Raw genomic sequence first — 19155 nt, 5'->3', positions numbered from 1 at the left:
CGATATAGAGTTTATCCAAAGGGATAGACAAAGATTTAATGGTGGTCATAGCGAGGGGGAGACACCTTTTCCCATTCCGAACAGAGCAGTTAAGCCCCTCAGCGCCGATGGTACTACGAAAGTGGGAGAGTAGGTCACCGCCAACCTAATCTATAAAGCCTGTACAGCAATGTACGGGCTTTTTTTTTGCCCCAAAGAGAGCGCAAGGCCCCGCAGGGGCTGGCGGCTTGCCGCCAAAGAGGAGCGAAGCGAGGACGGCTGAGGGATGGACAGCAGGGCCGCCGCAGGCGGCAGACCCAAGGCTTTTGTAGCGAAGCGAAAAAGCCTGCAGGGCCGAGCAGACCTGCGAGCTGCGACACAGCCCGACCCGCCCGCAGGGCGGGGCAGCCCCAAAATAACAGCAGCAGAAATAGTACATTCTTGATTTTGAAGCGATTTGGGAAAACGACTCGAAAAACTTTAGCTATCTTAGCAAAAAAAATGGACCGATGAAGTACTACCTCCCGCTATTGTTATTCTGCCTGAGCCTGACCGCCTGCAAAAACCAAAAAAATATAGCCGATAATAGCCAAAATGCCCTCGATTGGGCCGGCCGATACCAAGGAAATTTGCCCTCTGCCGATTGTCCAGGCATCCAGACGGACTTGGAATTAAAAGAAGATGGGAGCTATACCCTCCGCTATCGCTATCAAGATCGCTCAGACTCGGTCTATACCGAAAGCGGAAAACTAAAGTGGGGGAAAAAGGGCCAGCAAATTACCCTAGAAGGCAAAGAAAAACCTAACCAATATAAAGTAGAAGAAGGCGCTTTGCGCCAATTGGACCTAAAAGGGAAGCCGATTGAAGGAGAACTAGCCGAACGCTATTTGCTCAAACGCCCAGCAGAAAGCCCGCTAAATAAATATTGGAAATTGGTGGAGCTGAATGGCCAAGCTATAAAGACTACCGAGGGCGCTTGCAGAGAAATGCACTTTATCCTAAAAGCTAATGGCCAACTCCAAGCGCATGGCGGCTGCAACAGCGTTTCGGGCAATTATAAATTGCAAGAAGAACAAAAACGCATTCAGTTTACAGGCCTGATGAGTACCAAAATGGCCTGCCCCAACTTGGGCAAGGAGCAAGAGTTTCTCAAGGTCCTTGGCAGCGTAGATAATTACAGTATTTCTGGAGACAAACTTAGCCTACAAAAGGCAAAAATGGCCCCTCAAGCCCGTTTTGAAGCAGTTTATTTTTATTAAGAATCATGGAACGCATACAACATTATTTCCCAAATCTTAGCGCTCAACAACTGGAGCAATTTGCCCAATTAGACGCTTTGTATAGAGAGTGGAACGCCCAAATCAATGTCATTTCTAGAAAGGATATCGACAATCTTTATATTCATCATGTTTTGCATAGCCTGGCCCTCGATAAGGTGATGCCCCTAAAAGCTGGCGCTCAGGTGTTGGACCTTGGCTGCGGTGGTGGATTTCCAGGTATTCCCTTGGCTATCCTCTATCCAGAAACCAATTTTATGTTGGTGGATTCTATTGCCAAAAAGATTAAGGTGGTGACTGAAGTGAGCCAAGCCCTTGGCCTCAAAAACGTAAAAGCAGAAGCTGGCCGTGTCGAAAAATTGAAGCAACGCTTCGATTTTGTAGTGACTAGAGCCGTGGCCAAAGCGCCCAAACTGGCCGCTTGGACCCGCAAATTGGTTAAGGCTAAGGGGAATCACTCTTTTCCTAATGGCATCTGGGCCTATAAAGGGCTAACCAATATGCAAGAAGAACTCGATAGCCTCGGCCCCGATTATTATGGGGAGATTTTTCCGATGAAGGAGTTTTTTGAGGAAGAGTTTTTTGAAACCAAGTGTTTGGCCTACATTCAAGCGCCCTAATATGCTAAGTTTTAAATTGAAAGCCTTCTCGGAGCTAAGCCTGCAAGAGTTTTATGCTCTGGCCCAATTGCGCCAAGCCGTTTTTGTGGTAGAACAAAATTGTCCCTACCTCGATTTAGATGGCAAGGACCAGTTGGGTCATCATCTTCTTGGCCTAGATGCCCAAGGCGAACTACAAGCCTATGCCCGCATTTTGCCCGCAGCTAGCTCTTATCCTGAAGATGCCTCAATTGGCCGAGTGATTAGCAGCGCTAAAATTCGTGGAAAAGGCCAAGGGCCCGCCCTAATGCAAGCCGCCATTTCTGCCTGTCAAAAATTATATCCCCAAACAGCTATTCGGATTTCGGCCCAAAGCCATTTGGTCCATTTTTATGCCCGCCTAGGCTTCCAATCTACAGGCAAAGAATACCTAGAAGACGATATTCCACATACTGAAATGCTACTGGAATTTAAAACCCTTTAGCCAAGCTATAATAGCCCAAAGCCATGGCCAAAATACCTAGAATTACACTAGCCAATAAATAGCCTAAGGCCATAGCATGGGCTTGGGCCCGCAATAGCTGAAATAACTCCTGCCCAAAGGTCGAAAAGGTGCTAAAGCCTCCACAAAAGCCCGTAGCCAAAAGTAACTTATAGGCCATTGGTCCGCCCTTTTGCTCAAAGTAAGCCCCAAAGAGGCCCAACAAAAAACAAGCGGCCAAATTAGCCGCTAGGGTTCCCCAAGGCCAGCCCTGAGCTGGCGGTAAATATTGACTAAGGGCAAAGCGGGCCATACTGCCCAAACCACCCCCCAGAAAAATCCATAGATAGTGCATCTTGCTAGTCTATATTGAAAAAGTAAAGCCCTGCGCTGGCCCATGGCTGAGCGCTGCGGAGTGGGTGGCCGGAAGGGCCAGACCAAAGGCAGGCGAAGCCTGCCTGCAGGGCCGAGCAGAGAGCGAGCCCCGCAGCATAGCGACCCGCCTTTAGGCGGGGCAGCCCCAAAAAAACTAATTATTCTTCAAAAAAGAAGCATCAAAAGTAGAGAGTAAGAGGTCCAACAAATCAGAAAATTCATCGGCGCTGCCGTCTGTATGTCGACGTAGCCAGAAATTGGCGCAAGTATTGGCCTCATACCAAATATAACCAGCTGCCTCTTCTTGCTCAGAATAAGCTCTGAAAAATTCTTGTCGCTCCTCGGCATCTAGTTTTTGCCCCGCCTCAATGAGCTCGGGCTGCCGCTTCAAATGTTGCTCGGCTCGGTAATAACTGCGGGCCAATTGTTGCAAATTGGCCTCATAAAAAGGCTGATAACTGCTCACAAAATCTTTTTGCTTACTCAACTTCTTGAGATATTGCTTGAGTTTTTTGAGAAACTTAGGATTGTAATGCCCAAAATCATCATTGTCCCAATCCATTATATTGCCCTCATGCGGGCCCGATAAAAAGAGCTTTTCGCCCAAAAGTGCCTCTAAAAACGGAATGCTCAATTGGATGCCATTATAAGCATATTTGCCCCGAATGCCGTACTCTGGCACCCAGCTTTCCATGGGCAAAGGCGGCTCTTCAGCCTGATTGTAATAAGGAGCCACCCAATTTTTTTTCGTTTGCTCTAGCTGCTGGCTGAGCTGCTTGACCTTTTTCTTGGATTGTGCGCTAATAGCGCCAGATGTTAGCCCCAAAAATAGGAGCAGGAATAGTTTGCGGTACATAATTTAAGCGTTGATTGCGATAAAGGGAATTATTTTTATAGCCGTTTGGGTTAGAAGGAATGGACCAAAAATAAAGTTATGGAATCTCCAGATTTTAATCGGGATATGGCCAAGTCTAGATTGAGCTATGCCCATGAAACCGACCCCAAAATGAAACAGCTGCTGATTCGAGGTATCGAGCGCCTAACGGGCCGCCCTCGAATTGAAAAGCTGTATACTGAAATGAAACAAATGGAGCTGACCCCTCAGTCTATTTGGCAAATTGCCCTAGACAAATTGGAGGTGTATCCGCATTTTGATCAGGCTCAATTGGAAAAAATCCCTCAAGAGGGGCCATTGGTGATTGTGGCCAACCACCCCTTTGGCGTGATTGACGGCCTGTTGCTGGGCCTAATCGCCTCCAAAATTCGACCCGAATTTGGCATTCTAGTCAATGAAGTGCTCTGCCGAGAAGAAATGTTTGAGCCCTATTTTTTGCCCATTGATTTTCGAGAGACCAAAGAGGCCCTGCAGACCATTATCAATACCCGAAAAGAAACGCTCGAACGACTGGCCCAAGGCCAAGCCATTGCCATTTTTCCCTCCGGAGGCGTAGCCACCGCCAAAAAACCCTTTGGCCAAGCCGAAGATTTGGAATGGAAGCGCTTTGTGCTTAAATTGGTCCAACGATCTAAGGCTACGGTTGTCCCGCTCTTTTTTCATGGCCAAAATAGCCGGCTGTTTCAACTCGCTAGCCAAATTAACCAAAATCTTCGCCTTAGCCTACTATTGCATGAGGTCCGAAATAAAATGGGCCGACATATTGGCATCAGTATCGGCGACCCCATTGCCTACGAGACCATCAAGGCCCAAGGTAAGGCCGACCAAATGCTCGATTTTCTCTATCAGGAAACTTGGAAGCTAAAGGAAGATCCGATCTACAGCCAATTTAGAAAGCCTAAGCAAGCCAAAAAATTGGCCCGTACCCTAAAGTAAAGCATATGCTCGACCTGATTGCCTATAATGCCGGCCAAGCCGACCGAAAAGAACTCCGAATTGCCGAATTAGAAGGCTGTCTGCCCGAATTTACCGAAGCCCAAAAGTGGCTGAATATTAACGTTCCCCAAGATAAAGACCTGGGCCAATTGGCCCAGTTTTTTAACTTGCACCACCTGACACAAGAGGATATTTGCGCCACCGAGGACCTGCCAAAAATTGAGGCCTTTGAGGATTATCTCTTTCTAAGCCTCAAGATGCTTAGCCTCAATGAAGCAAAAAAATTAGAGGTGGAACACCTCTCTTTTGTCCTGAAAAAAGAAGCTCTGCTCTCTTTTCAAGAACGACCCGGCGATGTGTTCGAAGATATCCGAGATCGCATTTTTAATAATAAGGGCTTCCTCAGAAAACGCCGCCTAGATTATCTGTTTACCCGCCTGATTGATGTGGTGGTGGACCATTACGGATTTTGCCTAGAAGATATCCGACAAGAAATTGTAGAACTGGAAATCCGCCTGCTCGATCAAGCTATTGATAATAAAGGCGTGATTCAGGAAATTATGCGCCTCAAAAAGCAACTGAACCGCATCCGTAGCCTGATTTGGCCCCTGCGAGAGCTGCTCAATCGCATCAAATCGGAAGGGACCAGCTTTTTTCATAAGTCGAGCTTTACTTATCTCAACGATATCCAAGACCATCTCCAATATCAACTTTCAGCCTTCGATAATTTGCGCGAAATGCTCAAGGACCTGATGGATTTACATAACGCACAGCTGAGCAATGACATGAATCAGATCATGAAAACCCTGACCATCATCTCGGCCCTCTTTATTCCACTCACTTTTTTAGCCGGCATTTATGGGATGAATTTCGACCATATGCCCGAAACCAAATGGCCTTGGGGCTATCCCGCCTTACTTGGCCTGATGCTGATTATTACCGCCTTTTTGATCTATTTTATGCGCCGCCGAAACTGGTTTTAACTCTTCCGATTAAAGGAAATACTCTTTTGTCGGCTACATTTAAAGCGCTGCATACCCGCTGGCGCCAATTTCTGATGCTTGCTTTTGCGCCCCTGCACCCGCTTGCGCCAACGCCGAAAACTACTGGCTTTCATCTCTTTCCGCATCAAGGCAATGACTTCCTTTTCTGTCAATCCAAACTGAAATTCAATGGCCTCAAAGGGCGTGCGATCTTCCCAAGCCATTTCAATAATCCGATCTATGCTGATTTGATCCATTTTTTCTTTTTCTCAACAAGCATTTTCTTTTTTGGTTTATTTTTTTGGGGCTGCCCCGCCTTGCAGGCGGGGCGGGCTGTCTCGCAGCTCGCTGATCGCTCGGCCCTGCGCTGGCTTCGCCAGCTGGGTCTGGCCTTCGGCCACTGCTGCCCATCCCTCAGCCGATGCCTTGGGGAGCGCCCCAAGGCCAGGCGCTATCGCTTGGCGATGATTATTTTGGCCGCTTTGCGCCCACTCCATCAATTTGGACCAATAGGGCTGAAAATCCGCTATTTTTCTCCTAGCTTTAGCTTTTGACCATCTTTAACACAAAAGCATGAAACGCATAGGCCTAATTTCCGATACGCATTCGCATCTAGAACCCGCTGTCTTTGATTACTTTGCCGACTGCGACGAGATCTGGCATGCTGGCGATATTGGCCATAGCGATTTGGCCGATGCCCTAGAAGAATTTAAGCCCTTTCGGGCCGTTTATGGCAATATTGATGGCGCCGCTTTGCGCCGCCGCTATCCTTTGGTCCAAGATTTTGAGATAGAAGGCTTGCGGGTCTACATGATTCATATTGGGGGCTACCCTGGCCGCTATTCCAAGGGCGTAAAAGCCGCCCTGCAAGCCAGCCAAGCCGATTTATTTATTACGGGCCACTCGCATATCGTCAAGGCCATGCCCGACCGCCAACTCAATTTATTACATCTTAATCCAGGAGCAGCAGGCCGCCACGGCTGGCATAAAGAAAAAACCCTGATGCGCTTCAAGATTGAAGCGGGCCAATTAAGCGATTTGGAACTGATCGAATTGGGGCCAAGAGGCCAAATTTCCCCCGACGAACAGCCCTAGTTGGTCCATTGCGGTGGACAGGCGGCGGAGCCGCCGCAGGCTGAGGGGCTGTAGCAGGGCCGCCAAAGGCGGCAGACCAAAGCGCTGAAAGCGCTGCAGGGCCGAGCAGACCTGCGAGCTGCGCAATGGCCCGACCCGCCCGATAACTTATGAGGGTTTTAACCCTCATTTTGTATCGCTTCGCAAAGCGATACCGCTTTGCGCTGGGTTTTAACCCGGCGGAAGGGGCAGCCCCAAATTGTGAAAAAAAGGAAAAAAAAAGGGCCTTTGCTAAAAAGTGCGTATTTTGAGACAAGACCCAAAACTTGTTCAAGGAAACAATAGCAGCATGCAAAAATCCAAAATTAGCATCCCCAAGGAGTTGAGTGAGCATATTCTTACGCCCTTGGCCGAGCGCCTAGCCGTAGAACATCCCCAAGGAAAAGTGACCATAGGGATTCCCAAGGAACTGAAGTTTTCTGAAAATCGGATTGCTTTGACGCCCTCGGCTGTGCGGACTTTGGTCCAAATGGGCCACCGTATTCGCCTAGAAACTGGGGCCGGAGAAAAGTCTAATTTCTCCGATTATGATTACTCTGAAGCTGGGGCCGAAATTTTGGCCGATAGAGAGCAGCTCTTTAAGTCGCAAGTGATTCTTAAGGTCGCCCCCCCCTCTTTGGAGGAGATTGACCTGGGCCATCCTGGGCAGATTATTATTTCGCCTATTCATTTGCCTGCCTTGACCGAAGAATATATCTATCGCCTCAAGCAAAAACGCATTACCGCTATGGCCATGGAGTACATGAAGGACAGCTCGGGAAGCTTTCCTTTTGTGCGCATGATGTCGGAAATTGCCGGGGTTTCTGCTATGCAAACTGCCGCCGATTTGCTTTCTCATAATGAAGATGGCCGAGGCGTTTTGTTGGGCGGAATTGCCGGGGTTCCTCCGGCCAAGGTGGTTATTTTGGGCGCTGGCGTAGTGGCTGAAGTGGCTACAAGAGTGGCCCTGGGCTATGGGGCCGAGGTCCGCCTATTTGACAATAATATCCGCAAATTGATGCGCCTCCAAAGTAATTTGGGCCATCGTTTATATACGGGCACCTTTAGCTCGCCAGAAATGTATGCCGAAATCCGTTCCGCTGATGTGGTCCTTGGAGCTATCCACTCGGAAACGGGCCGTACGCCCTGCATTGTGGGCGAAGATACGGTGGAGCAAATGAAGCCCGGCTCCGTAATTATTGATGTGAGTATTGATCAAGGCGGCTGTTTTGCCACCTCTCGCCTCAGTACGCATGAGCAACCCACCTTTATTAAGCATGAGGTGCTGCATTATTGTGTGCCCAATATCGTTTCTCGTTATCCACGAACTAGCTCGGCGGCCATTAGCAATATTTTGGTCCCTTTATTTGCTGAAGCAGGTAGCACTATGGGCATTGAGGCCCTTTTGCGCAGCGATGCGGGCTTCCGAAATGGCGTTTATATGTATAAAGGCAGCCTGACCAACCAATATATGAGCGAGCGTTTTAATATCAAGTATATGGATATTGACCTTCTCCTGATGACTAATCTCTAAGATCTATTATGAAGTTAAGAGCCGAAAACCTAATTAAGCAATATGGCAACCGCATGGTGGTCAAAGGGGTGTCTTTAGAAGTCTCTCAGGGCGATATTGTAGGCCTTTTGGGCCCAAATGGGGCCGGCAAAACCACTACTTTTTATATGACGGTGGGCTTTGTGCAGCCCAAAAGCGGAAAGGTCTATCTAGATGAGGAAGAAATTACGGATCTCCCGATGTATAAACGGGCCCGCAAAGGCGTGGGCTACCTGCCTCAAGAAGCCTCTATTTTTCGCAAATTGACGGTGGAGGATAATATCAAGGCGGTCCTAGAAATGACCAAATTGACAAAAAAAGAACAGGCCCATAAACTGGAAGAATTACTGGATGAATTCTCTTTGCATAAGGTCCGCAAAAGCAACGGAGATACCCTTTCAGGGGGAGAGCGCCGCCGTACGGAAATTGCCCGCGCCCTAGCCGTTAATCCCAAATTTATCTTGTTAGATGAGCCTTTTGCGGGCATCGACCCTATTGCGGTGGAGGACATTCAGACCATCGTTTGGCGGCTCAAACAAAAGAATATTGGCATTTTGATTACGGACCACAATGTGGGCGAAACCCTCTCGATTATTGACCGAGCCTATATCATGGTGGATGGCAATATTTTTAAGGAGGGCGGCGCGCATGAATTGGCCAATGACCCCAAAGTGCGGGAGCTTTATTTGGGCCAAAGTTTTGAATTAAAACGGAAGTACGGACAGGTTTAGGATGATGTTTTGGGGCTGCCCCTCCCTTTGGTCGGGTCGGGCTCTGTCGTGGCTCGCAAGTCTGCTCGGCCCTGCGCCAGCAAGCTGGCTGGGTCTGCGGCTTCGCCGCACCACTTTCCATCCCTCAGCCTGCGGGCCTTCGGCCCTGTAGAACCGCTAAATATGGGCCATTTGGGCCAAAAAAAGAGGGAGCGCAAAGCGCTCCCTCTTTTTCATTTAGGCTAGTAGCCTTCTGTTTTTCGGCGTTTTAATTCCTGTTCAATCAGCTGTAGCTCTCGGCTCATTTCGCCATTGACCGAAGAGTTTTCTTGGGCGCGGCGAATCAAGTAGGGAATCACATCTTTAATGGGACCAAAAGGCATATACTTAGACACCCGATAACCCGCTTTGGCCAAATTGAAGGTCAGTTGGTCACTCATGCCATAGAGCTGGCAAAAGCTGAGGTGGGGGTGGCGTTTGGGCAATTCTTCTTGCTCCATCAATTCCACCTGATAGGCCGTACTAAACTGATTATGCGTAGCCACACAAGAAGCAATGCGTTCATAATGTTCTACACAAAAAAGAACGGCCAGATTATAATCTCGGTCGGTAGCTTCCTTATTGGGTTGGATAGGAGAGGGGTAGCCCATTTTTTGGGCGCGTTCTCGTTCTTTTTCCATATAAGCACCACGGACCATTTTGGCCCCCAACAAATAGCCGCCCTCTAGAGCCTTTTCATAAGAATCTTTAAGAAACTGCAGGCGGTCGTGTCGGTAGAGCTGGAAGGTATTATAAACCACCACTCGTTCTGTATTAAATTCGGCCATCATTTCATCGGTCAGCTGGTCGATAGCGCCTTGGATCCAGCTTTCTTCTGCATCAATGAAGAGGGCCATTTTTTTCTCTAGGGCCGTTTGGCAAAGGACCCGCAAGCGTTCTTTGGCCCGATCCCAAGCGGCTAGTTCTGCCTCAGAAAGAATATCTGCAGCAGTAATTTTTTCGAGTAGGGCGTGTTGGGCCAACCCCGTTACTTTAGCGCTAATAATTTCTAGGCTTTCTTGCTCTTCGGCAAAGGCAAGTGTTTTTAGAAACTCGTCGAGGGTTTTATCAAAGTCGGCTTCTGTATCTTTGGCCTCGGCCCCATAATCGAGGACCGTTTCTACGCCATAGACCTTGAGTTCTCGGACCGCCTTGAGGGTTTCGGGCAGGTTGCGCCCCCCGCAAAAGAGGTCGAAAATAGTGCTATGGATGAGCCCCTCTACGGGCAAACCCCAATTGAGGGCCTTGAGGCCAAAGCGGCTCCCTAAACCCACGAGCCAATCTTGGCTCATTCCGCGAAACAACCAGCGCATTTTTTGTAGTCGCCGATTGGAATACCGCTCGAAAGCGATTTTAGTGTTGTTAAAATCTATCTGCATAAGGCATAGCTGTTTATCAAAGGAGGGAAGTTTTGAAGCGGCCCAAAAAGTAGATATAGCAGGGCCTTAGCCCTGCTTTATAAAGGATCGCGAAGCGATACCACTTTTAGCGTAGCGTTTCGGCTGAGGGATGGAAAGTGGTGCGGCGAAGCCGCAGACCCAAGGCAGGCGGAGCCTGCCTGCAGGGCCGAGCAGACCTGCGAGCCACGACAGAGCCCGACCCGAGCGAAGCGAGTGGGCAGCCCCAAAAAAACATCATCCTAATAACTTAGAAGGCGGTCTAAGGTTTGGGCCAAACGGCTTTCGGGCAAGAAATTTCGTTCTAGGTCGGCGGCAAAAGGAACAGGTGTATCTAGGCTGGCCAAACGGAGGACGGGGGCATCGAGATGCTCAAAAAGATGTTCGGAAATATGGGCCGAGAGCTCGCCAGCGATTCCGCCGAAGAGGCAATCTTCTTGGAGAATAAGGACGCGGTTAGTCTTTTGGACCGTAGCGGCGATAGCTTCATAATCGAGGGGCAGCAGGCTGCGCAGATCGAGGATTTCGACATCTAGATTTTGGGCTTCTACATAGCGTTTGGCCCAGTGAACGCCCATGCCATAAGTAATAATACTGGCGGCTTGGCCTTCACGGATGAGCTTAGCCTTGCCAATTTCTAGGCTATAGTAATCGTCGGGGATTTCTTGGACTACCTCTCTAGAGCGGTAAAGTGCCTTATGCTCGAAGAAAATAACGGGATTGGGGTCCTCAAAAGCGGCCAACAGCAGGCCTTTGGCATCGTAGGGATTGGAGGGGTAGAGCACCTTGAGGCCGGGAGTATGCGTATACCAAGCCTCATTACTTTGCGAGTGGTAGGGACCGGCGCCCGTGCCTGCGCCCGTGGGCATACGGACCACTAGGTCGACATTTTGGCCCCAGCGCCAATGTAATTTGGCGGCATTATTTACAATTTGGTTGAAGCCGCAGGTAGAAAAATCGGCAAATTGCATTTCCATCATGGCCTTATGGCCCTTAATAGAGAGGCCGATGCCTGCGCCGACGATAGCACTTTCGCAGAGGGGGGTATTTCGGACCCGTTCTTTGCCAAACTGCTCGACAAAGCCCTCTGTAATTTTGAATACCCCGCCATAATCGGCAATATCTTGGCCCATGAGGACCAATTTGGGGTGTTTTTCCATAGCTTGGCGAAGTCCATCAGAGATGGCATCGACGAAGCGCTTTTCGGTTTTTGGGCCATTTGGGGGCGGCAACTGAGGGGCGTAGGGATTAGGCGCAAAAAGATCGTCCAACTCCTTTTGCGTATTGGCTTGGACGGCGGGTTCGGCATAAGCGACCTTTAGGCCCTGCTCAATTTCTGTTTTAATTTGCTTGCGGAGCGCCTTAATATCCTCCTCCGTCAAGAGCTTTTCTTCTAGCAAAAAGGCCTCATAATTATGGAGCGGATCTTTTTGGGCCCAGTGGTCCATTAGTTCTTGAGGGACATATTTGGTTCCGGAAGCCTCCTCATGTCCACGCATTCTGAAGGTATCGCATTCGAGTAGAATGGGCCGAGGATTTTTGCGCATGGATTTGGCCAGTTTGTCTACTTTTTGGTAGACCTCTAAAATATTATTGCCATCGATGCGGTGGCCTTCCATGCCGTAGCCTTTGGCCCGATCGACTAGATGTTTGCAGGCGTATTGTTCGCTAGTGGGGGTAGAGAGGCCGTAGCCATTATTTTCGATCACAAAAAGGACGGGTAATTTCCAGACTGCGGCCACATTGAGGGCTTCATGGAAATCGCCTTCGCTCGTGCCACCTTCTCCGGTAAAGGCCACGGCAATTTTTTGCTCTTCCTCTAATTTATGGGCCAGGCCGACGCCGCCAGCTAGGGCCAATTGGGGGCCAAGGTGAGAAATCATGCCCACAATATGGTGTTCGGGGCTACCAAAGTGAAAAGAGCGGTCGCGGCCTTGGGTAAAGCCTAGGTTTTTGCCCTGCCATTGGGCAAAAAGGCGTTCTAGCGGAACATTTCGGCTAGTGAAAACGCCTAGGTTTCGGTGCATCGTGAAGATAAACTCATCTTCTTTTAGGGCATTGGTGATGCCCACGGCAATGGCCTCTTGTCCAATTCCAGAGAACCATTTACTGATTCGGCCTTGGCGGAGGAGGACCAGCATTTTCTCTTCAATCATTCGGGGGCGGAGCAAACCTTCATATAGGGCCAGCAAACGCTTTTTAGACAGTCGTTTTTTATCAAATTTTAGCAAAGTGCTCATAATCGTAATTGTTTAGTTGTGCTAACTAAAACAAAGGTAAAAATCCTTTTGAAAATGTAGGAGTTGGCCTAGGTTTTCCGCTTCTGGAATGGGAGTTATTTTTTTGCTTTGGGGCAAAAAAAAGCCCACTAAGATAACCTTAGTGGGCTTTTGGATGCTCAGCCATTTTGTTTAGGCGGCTTGGGCGCTATATTGTTTAACCTTGCTTTTAATACGGGGAAGAAATTTTTGCATACAAGAGACGTTGATCAGCAGGCAGCGGTCTAGCATGCGTTCGGAAAGTTGTTGGGCCTCGGTATCGATATAAGTTTTGAAGCGGACCTCTCCGGTTTGTTGGTCGAGCTCGAAGTTGCCAAAGATGCGTTCATTATTGATTTGCATAAGGTAGAGGGCGAGCTCGGAGCGGTTTTCTTCTGGCACCTTAAAGGGGAGGACCGAATAAAAGGCGATGCCCGAGCGGCCACAAAGAAGCAGCATACAGGCCCAATGGCCTTCTGGGGCATCTACTTCAAAATCAAAAACCTGTTTGTTTTCTCGGATTTGGTAGGGCACGGCAATGCGCTCCAAGTACTTTTGGACCATTTTAAACATAAGCAGAAGTATTTAGCGATCTAAAGAAAATGGGAAAGAAAGAATAGGCGATTATTTATCGTAGGCATCGAGTCCAAAAAACTCAATAATACCAATGAGCTTTTCGGCATATTTGGGGTCGGTGGCATAGCCTGCTTTTTTGAGGCCATGCGCCCAATCTTTATAATTGCTACGGTCGAGTTTCGTGAGGGCCTTATAGCGGCGGCCAGAGAGGAGTTTGCTATGCTCTCGGAAACTGCGCCAGGGCGTTTCAAAAATGCGGAACATATCATATTTACTATCATCGGTATAATTGGCGCAGCGGCAGCCAATACATTTTGCGCGGCATTTGATGCCAAAATGATTATTGTCATTTTTGGCCAAGCGGCTGTGGCCCGCATTGCTTTCGAGTAGGCCTTGAGCCAAGGTAATACTAACGGGAATATTAAAGAGCTCGGCCTCTTCTTGGGCCGTTTTCAGATATTGGTTGATGTAGTCTTTGCAAACGGCTAGCTTGGCATTGACAATTTTTTGGGGAATGCCGTGCCGCTTGGCATAGGTGGGGTTAAGCACAAAACCCAGATTAGAATATTGGGCCGCCTTTTTTTGCTCCTCGGCCGTGAGGGCAGCTCCTACAGCTGTGGCCGCATTGGCCAAATTGAGGTTTTGCTTAATGTCCTTGCTCTTTTCTCGAATTTGCTCCCACCAAGGCTTATCTAAAGCAGGCGTTTTGGCCGAGACAGGCACCGCCTCTGCCTGAGGGGCCTCTTTCTGGCTGGCCAAAATGGCCGTGGGCGCCAAACTGCTGTTCATGGTCTGGCTCGATTGGGCCGATTGCTCGCCCATAGAAAAATGAAAACTAAACTCTCTTTGCGAAAGCAGAAAAATAAGTAGGCCCATAAAACCCAAACGAACCCAGCCGTTGCGGCTGTAATCTTGGGTTTTTTTCCAACCGAATTGAATACGTTGACGAATGGGGGCGGGGAGCTGTGGTAATTTAGACTGAGACATATAGCGCTTGTTTTGTTGGTAGAGACAATTTGTAGGCGTTTCCTGCCTTACAAAAGCAAATTTAAAACAAATTGTTTCAAAAAGGAAAATAAAACCAACAAAAAGTTTTGATTTTGGCCAAAATTCCAACTCCAAGGCCGATAAAAAGGGAGAATTATTCTTTGGATTCTCTTGCCCACGGTTGTATCTTGCCCATATAATTGGTCCCTTTGCAGCGGACAGGCCCCAAAGGGGCCGCAGGCTATAGCCAAATTTAAACGCACTCACTTTTATAGTTTGCAGCAATTTCCCGCTAGTCGGTCCTATTTTTCTCGACCATAGCGAAGGCTATGCCCTCAAAAAATAGCTGGCCTAGCAGAAAATTCATAGCAAACTATGGTCAAAGCAGCGCGATTAAATCTGGCTGAGGGATGGACAAGGGGGGCCGAAGGCCAGACCGAGCTTTTTGAGCAAAGCGAAAAAAGCGAAGGGCCGAGCAGACCTGCGAGCCCTGAAACAGCCCGACCCGAGCGAAGCGAGTGGGCAGCCCCAAAAAAAATAAGCCATGTGGAAATTCTGGAAAAAGCGCTTTAAATGGAGCCGCTTAGAAAAAGGAAAAGATTTGCAGGCGGCCCAAGAACGGCCCGCTCGGCTTTTTGTGCAGGCCCGCTTAAATAATCCGCCTCGAAAAGCTTTGGTGGGCATTTGTTTGTTGGCCTATGAAGATGAGGATTTTGTCTATTGGGGCTACCCTTATTTTTGCCGCTTGTTTTCTAACCAACGCTGTGTCAATGAATTTTTTAAGAGCCCAAGGGCAGAAGTAGCCGATTTATATCCCGAATATAAACTCGATTTTTATAGCCTGCGCCTAAGAGATCGGATTCGGGCTTGTATTCGAGAGCAGGAAGAGCTCTTGGATGGGGTTCATTTTTTGGGCTTTACTTACCGTATGCCGCCAAAAATTAAAACTAAAACAGATTGTTTTGAAATAGAGGTCCGGGCCTACCGGCGGTTTCGTTCTTCGGGAGAAGAGCGGAGCGAAAAACATAGCTATTACCTGAAATTGAGTCGGCCCGATTTGGCCCTGCTTGATTATCGTTAAACAGATTATTTTAAGATGAAGAAGATTCAAATGGTGGATTTGCAGAGCCAATACCGCCGCTTTAAAACAGAAATTGATGCTGCTATTCATGAGGTGTTGGATAGCTCGGCCTACATTAACGGTCCCGCTGTAAAGGGCTTTCAGGCTGCTTTGGAGGAATACCTAGGGGCCAAGGCCGTGATTCCCTGTGCCAATGGAACCGATGCCTTGCAAATTGCCCTAATGGCCCTAGATTTGGCCCCTGGCGATGAGGTGATTGTGCCTTCTTTTACCTATGTGGCCACGGCTGAAGTGGCGGCTCTGCTGCGTTTGAGCATTGTGATGGTAGATGTTGATCCTCAAACCTTTAACCTGCGTGCAGAAGATGTTGAGGCGGCTATTACGCCCCAAACTAAGGCGATTGTGCCCGTGCATCTCTTTGGCCAAAGTTGCGATATGCAGCCCATTATTGAGCTGGCCGAAAAACACCAACTCTATATTGTAGAGGATAATGCGCAGGCGATTGGGGCCGATTATAGCTTCCCCAATGGCGAGCAGAAAAAGACGGGTTTGCTGGGCCATATTGGCTGCACCTCTTTTTATCCCTCCAAAAACTTGGGCGCTTATGGCGATGGCGGCGCCATTTTTACCAATGATGAGGCCCTAGCCGATAAAATTCGCATGATTGCCAACCACGGCCAAAATCGCCGCTATTATCACGATCGGGTAGGGGTGAACTCTCGCCTAGATGGGATTCAAGCGGCCCTTTTGCATGTAAAACTCAAGGCCCTAGATGAGTTTTCGGCCGCTCGCCAAAAAGCTGCGGACTACTATGATGCGGCCTTTGCCGAGCTAGAGGAGGTCCAAACGCCTTATCGCGCGCCTTATAGCAGCCATGTTTTTCATCAGTACACCCTTTTGGTCCCCGCCGATCAGCGAGATGCTTTGCAAGCGCATTTGCAGGCGGCTGAGGTGCCCTGCATGATTTATTACCCCCTGCCTTTGCACGAACAAGCCGCTTTTGAGGGCTTTGCTCGCAAGGCCAAAGCCGAGCTGCCCAATACCGAAATGCTTTGCCAGCAGGTTATTTCGCTGCCCATGCACTCGGAGCTAGAGACCGACCAACTGGCTTATGTGGCCGAGCAAGTCAAGGCGTTTTTCAAAAAATAGCCAGCCGCATAGGGGAACATACTATATATAGTCTCTTCTGATTGTAGAATTATGTAAAGCTCCCTGCTAGACCTCTTCCTTTTTGGAAGGGGTCTTTTTTTGGGGCCTCCGCCTCGCTTTGCTCGTCGGCGCTACGTTTCGCAGCTCGCTGTTCGCTCGGCCCTGCGGCGGCTTTGCCGCCTTGGTCTGGCCTGACGGCCACTGCTGCACATCGCTAGGCCTGCGGCCCTTCGGGCCTGTAGGATGGATATATAGACCTGCGGGTTAAAACCCGCAGCCAATTTCGGAACAGATTAGTTAAGATTTAGCCGCCCTCTGGCCTGCAGCTTAAAAGCCGCAGGACCTGAAAAATCAAATAGCTCCTTTCTTAATTGAAGCAGGGGCTTTTAAGCCGCTGCGGCGAGAAAAATAATGACCCAAGCAAATTGGCTGCGGCCTTTAGGCTGCAGAAACAGGGATTTTGGCCTCTAATTGTTAGTAAATTGTTAAAAATAGAAATAATGTAACAAAATCAAAAAGGGCAAAAGTTCGGTCTAGTGTTCTAATTTGGTGTATCCGAGATAAAAGCGTAATTTTGGGCTTCACAAATACAGGAAAACAGTTGAAAGCAAAAAAATCATTTGGCCAGCACTTTTTGAAGGAGGGGCCTATTGCGGAGCGGATCGCCAAGAGTTTGATAGAAGAGGGGCCCAAAGAGGTATTAGAAGTAGGGCCGGGCATGGGCATGCTCACGCAATATCTTTTGCAAGAAGACTGGGATTTAAAAGCGGTAGAGGCGGATAAGGACATGGTCAGTTATTTGGCCCAGCATTATCCTCAGTTGCCCGTTTTTGGAGAAGACTTTTTAAAATTAGACTTTCAGACTGTATTTGATGGGCGGCCCTTTCGTTTGATTGGCAACTTTCCCTATAATATTTCTTCACAGATCTTGATTAAGGCCGTAGATAATGTAGCCTTAGTTCCGGAAGTAGTGGGGATGTTTCAGCGGGAGTTGGCCGAAAGAGCGGCGGCCAAGCCGGGCTCTAAAATATATGGGGCTTTATCGGTAGTGGTGCAAGCCTTTTATGAGGTAGACTATCTGTTTACGGTCAAGCCGGGTAGTTTTAACCCACCCCCAAAAGTATTTTCGGGCGTAATAGCTTTGAAAAGACGAGAAAATTACTTAGATTTAGGATGTAACACGCGACTTTTCCGAACCTTAGTCCGTGCTAGTTTTGGCCAGCGCCGCAAAATGTTGCGCAATACCATGAAGCTCTTTTTACCGAAAGAGGTCTTATTTGGGGATGCGTTTTTTCAGCAGCGGCCCGAACAGCTGAGCCTTGAAGATTTTATTTCCTTGACGAACATTGTGGACGAGCATCGTAGCTAGAGAGCTGCCTTGCTGCTTTTTTATGCCTTTTATCTACTGAGGATAAACAGGCTATAATTCTTTGTGCCTATTTGGACCTTTTCCAAACAACTTTTAGCAAAAAGCGGAAAAGGCTGTATCTTGGGCGCCAAAATGCTCAGTATGCAAAAGAAAGTACTTATCACGGATGCCGTAGATCCTTTATTGATATCGGGTTTGGAGGCGGCGGGATATGCTTGTGATTATCGGCCCAAGGCCAGTTTGGCGGAGGTACGTCAGATGTTGGCGCCTTATGCGGGTTTGGTCATCAACAGTAAAATCATAGCGGATGCGGCTTTTTTGGCAGCGGGTCCCCAGTTAGAATTTATAGCTCGTTTGGGTTCTGGATTAGAGATCATTGATTTGGAGGAGGCTGAAAAGCGGGGCATCTTGGTCCATAGAGCGCCAGATGGCAATTGCGATGCGGTAGCGGAGCACATTCTGGGCATGTTGTTAATGTTGGCTCATCGGCTTCGGTTGGGGGACCAGCAAGTGCGGAGCATGGCTTGGGACCGAGAGGCGGCCAGAGGATGGGAGCTAAAAGGGAAGAAGTTGGGTATTTTGGGCTTTGGCTATACGGGTCGGGCGCTTTGGCGGCGTTTGGCTGGTTTTGAGCTAGAGTGCATGGTTTATGACAAATACCAGAGGGATTATCCTGGGGAGACGGAATTAGAGAAGTTGTTGGCGGAGGTAGACATATTGAGTTTACATTTGCCGGCAACGGCCGAGACCTTAGGTTGGATGGACGGGGCGTTTTGGCAGCGGCTAGCCAAGCTGCGGGCAGGGCGGCCATTAGTTTTGCTCAATAGCTCTAGAGGGAAGATTATCCCGATAGCGGCATTAGTGGGGGCCTTAGAGTCGGGAATTATTTCGGCGGCGGCCTTAGATGTATTTGAGCAAGAGAAAACGGCTTTATATACAGCAGAAGAGCGAGTATTATATGGTCGGTTGGTAGAAATGCCTCAGGTTGTTTTGAGTCCGCATGTAGCGGGATGGACAAAAGAATCTAAGGAGCGACTAGCCAAATTGCTCTTAGGGCGCATCTTATCAAAAGCGGCTAGAATATAGGGCGTAGGCAAAACTGCTATTTAGAGCAAGGACTGCGCCGATTTTGGTCCAGAAAGGGGGCGCAGCCCCCTTGGCCTAGCGATGTGGAGCAGTGCGGCGAAGCCGCAGACCCAGGCCGTTAGGCCGCAGGGCCGAGCAGACTTGCGAGCTGCGCAACGTAGCGCCCGCCGCAGGCGGGAGGCCCCAAAAGCAAAATAGCAGTAAAAAAAGCTGATATTTTTGAAAGAAGGGCCGCTTAAAAGACTGGAAAATTGTAACTCTTTCTTAACAAGGGAAATAATTTATTAACTTTGGCATGCAAGCCTTAGGGCTT

Annotated in this window: 19 protein-coding genes and 1 rRNA gene; 13 read left to right on the top strand and 7 right to left on the bottom strand. The window is 48.7% G+C overall.

What is annotated here, in order from left to right; translation table 11 throughout:
- Positions 1 to 37: 37 nt before the first annotated feature.
- The 4 genes from rrf to OP864_RS07615 all read left to right on the top strand — a co-directional run bounded on the left by rrf (position 38) and on the right by OP864_RS07615 (position 2339).
- A 5S ribosomal RNA gene (gene rrf, locus OP864_RS07635) occupies positions 38 to 146 on the top strand.
- Between the two features lie 342 nt (positions 147 to 488).
- Entirely contained in the window at positions 489 to 1238 is a 750-nt protein-coding gene (locus OP864_RS07625) for a copper resistance protein NlpE N-terminal domain-containing protein (RefSeq protein WP_270100621.1), read from the top strand.
- A gap of 5 nt (positions 1239 to 1243) precedes the next feature.
- Positions 1244 to 1876, top strand: coding sequence for a 16S rRNA (guanine(527)-N(7))-methyltransferase RsmG (gene rsmG, locus OP864_RS07620; protein ID WP_270100620.1), 633 nt, complete (start codon positions 1244 to 1246; stop codon positions 1874 to 1876).
- A 1-nt stretch (position 1877) separates the two neighbouring features.
- Positions 1878 to 2339: a GNAT family N-acetyltransferase gene (locus tag OP864_RS07615; protein WP_270100619.1), complete on the top strand. Its 462-nt coding sequence runs from the start codon at positions 1878 to 1880 to the stop codon at positions 2337 to 2339.
- On the opposite strand, the gene crcB is transcribed toward OP864_RS07615, so the two are convergent.
- Positions 2326 to 2691, bottom strand: coding sequence for a fluoride efflux transporter CrcB (gene crcB / locus OP864_RS07610; protein ID WP_270100618.1), 366 nt, complete (start codon positions 2689 to 2691; stop codon positions 2326 to 2328). The two genes, OP864_RS07615 and crcB, sit on opposite strands and share 14 nt — an antisense overlap.
- Before the next feature lie 174 nt (positions 2692 to 2865).
- Positions 2866 to 3567, bottom strand: a complete 702-nt coding sequence (locus OP864_RS07605) for a hypothetical protein (protein ID WP_270100617.1) — start codon at positions 3565 to 3567, stop codon at positions 2866 to 2868.
- Positions 3568 to 3645: 78 nt separating this feature from the next.
- Between OP864_RS07605 and OP864_RS07600 the strand changes: the two genes are divergently transcribed.
- Both OP864_RS07600 and corA read left to right on the top strand, forming a co-directional pair.
- On the top strand, positions 3646 to 4542 hold the full coding sequence (locus OP864_RS07600) for a lysophospholipid acyltransferase family protein (RefSeq protein WP_270100616.1): 897 nt from the start codon (positions 3646 to 3648) through the stop codon (positions 4540 to 4542).
- 5 nt (positions 4543 to 4547) lie between these two features.
- Positions 4548 to 5525, top strand: coding sequence for a magnesium/cobalt transporter CorA (gene corA / locus OP864_RS07595; RefSeq protein WP_270100615.1), 978 nt, complete (start codon positions 4548 to 4550; stop codon positions 5523 to 5525).
- On the opposite strand, the gene OP864_RS07590 is transcribed toward corA, so the two are convergent.
- Positions 5522 to 5782 (bottom strand): TIGR03643 family protein, encoded by a 261-nt coding sequence (locus OP864_RS07590; protein WP_270100614.1) that lies wholly within the window; start codon positions 5780 to 5782, stop codon positions 5522 to 5524. The two genes, corA and OP864_RS07590, sit on opposite strands and share 4 nt — an antisense overlap.
- A 316-nt stretch (positions 5783 to 6098) precedes the next feature.
- Between OP864_RS07590 and OP864_RS07585 the strand changes: the two genes are divergently transcribed.
- The 3 genes from OP864_RS07585 to lptB all read left to right on the top strand — a co-directional run bounded on the left by OP864_RS07585 (position 6099) and on the right by lptB (position 8921).
- Positions 6099 to 6620 carry a metallophosphoesterase family protein gene (locus tag OP864_RS07585; RefSeq protein WP_270100613.1) on the top strand — a complete coding sequence of 174 codons (522 nt, stop codon included), beginning with the start codon at positions 6099 to 6101 and terminating at the stop codon, positions 6618 to 6620.
- 328 nt (positions 6621 to 6948) lie between these two features.
- Complete coding sequence (locus tag OP864_RS07580; protein ID WP_432423429.1) at positions 6949 to 8172, top strand: alanine dehydrogenase; 1224 nt, start codon at positions 6949 to 6951, stop codon at positions 8170 to 8172.
- 8 nt (positions 8173 to 8180) lie between these two features.
- Complete coding sequence (gene lptB, locus OP864_RS07575) at positions 8181 to 8921, top strand: LPS export ABC transporter ATP-binding protein (protein ID WP_015692292.1); 741 nt, start codon at positions 8181 to 8183, stop codon at positions 8919 to 8921.
- Between the two features lie 221 nt (positions 8922 to 9142).
- Here the strand turns inward: lptB and OP864_RS07570 are convergent, their stop codons facing one another.
- The 4 genes from OP864_RS07570 to OP864_RS07555 all read right to left on the bottom strand — a co-directional run bounded on the left by OP864_RS07570 (position 9143) and on the right by OP864_RS07555 (position 14157).
- Positions 9143 to 10318 (bottom strand): proline dehydrogenase family protein, encoded by a 1176-nt coding sequence (locus tag OP864_RS07570; protein ID WP_270100611.1) that lies wholly within the window; start codon positions 10316 to 10318, stop codon positions 9143 to 9145.
- A 260-nt stretch (positions 10319 to 10578) separates the two neighbouring features.
- Complete coding sequence (locus tag OP864_RS07565; RefSeq protein ID WP_270100610.1) at positions 10579 to 12576, bottom strand: alpha-ketoacid dehydrogenase subunit alpha/beta; 1998 nt, start codon at positions 12574 to 12576, stop codon at positions 10579 to 10581.
- Positions 12577 to 12747: 171 nt separating this feature from the next.
- Entirely contained in the window at positions 12748 to 13167 is a 420-nt protein-coding gene (locus OP864_RS07560; protein WP_015692288.1) for a YbjN domain-containing protein, read from the bottom strand.
- 51 nt (positions 13168 to 13218) lie between these two features.
- Complete coding sequence (locus tag OP864_RS07555) at positions 13219 to 14157, bottom strand: glycoside hydrolase family 73 protein (RefSeq protein ID WP_270100609.1); 939 nt, start codon at positions 14155 to 14157, stop codon at positions 13219 to 13221.
- A 544-nt stretch (positions 14158 to 14701) separates the two neighbouring features.
- Here OP864_RS07555 and OP864_RS07550 point away from each other — a divergent pair.
- The 4 genes from OP864_RS07550 (at position 14702) to OP864_RS07535 (ending at position 18842) form a co-directional block, all read left to right on the top strand.
- Positions 14702 to 15238, top strand: a complete 537-nt coding sequence (locus tag OP864_RS07550) for a hypothetical protein (RefSeq protein WP_270100607.1) — start codon at positions 14702 to 14704, stop codon at positions 15236 to 15238.
- A gap of 15 nt (positions 15239 to 15253) precedes the next feature.
- A complete protein-coding gene (locus OP864_RS07545; RefSeq protein ID WP_270100606.1) occupies positions 15254 to 16387 on the top strand; it encodes a DegT/DnrJ/EryC1/StrS family aminotransferase in 1134 nt (377 codons plus the stop codon).
- 574 nt (positions 16388 to 16961) lie between these two features.
- Positions 16962 to 17756 (top strand): 16S rRNA (adenine(1518)-N(6)/adenine(1519)-N(6))-dimethyltransferase RsmA, encoded by a 795-nt coding sequence (rsmA, locus tag OP864_RS07540; protein ID WP_349294438.1) that lies wholly within the window; start codon positions 16962 to 16964, stop codon positions 17754 to 17756.
- A 141-nt stretch (positions 17757 to 17897) separates the two neighbouring features.
- Positions 17898 to 18842 (top strand): NAD(P)-dependent oxidoreductase, encoded by a 945-nt coding sequence (locus OP864_RS07535; RefSeq protein ID WP_270100604.1) that lies wholly within the window; start codon positions 17898 to 17900, stop codon positions 18840 to 18842.
- Positions 18843 to 19155 lie beyond the last annotated feature (313 nt).

Origin of the sequence: Saprospira grandis (assembly GCF_027594745.1) — a bacterium.
In the GTDB taxonomy this organism is placed as follows: Bacteria; Bacteroidota; Bacteroidia; order Chitinophagales; family Saprospiraceae; genus Saprospira; species Saprospira grandis.
This window is presented reverse-complemented; position numbering and strand designations above follow the sequence as displayed.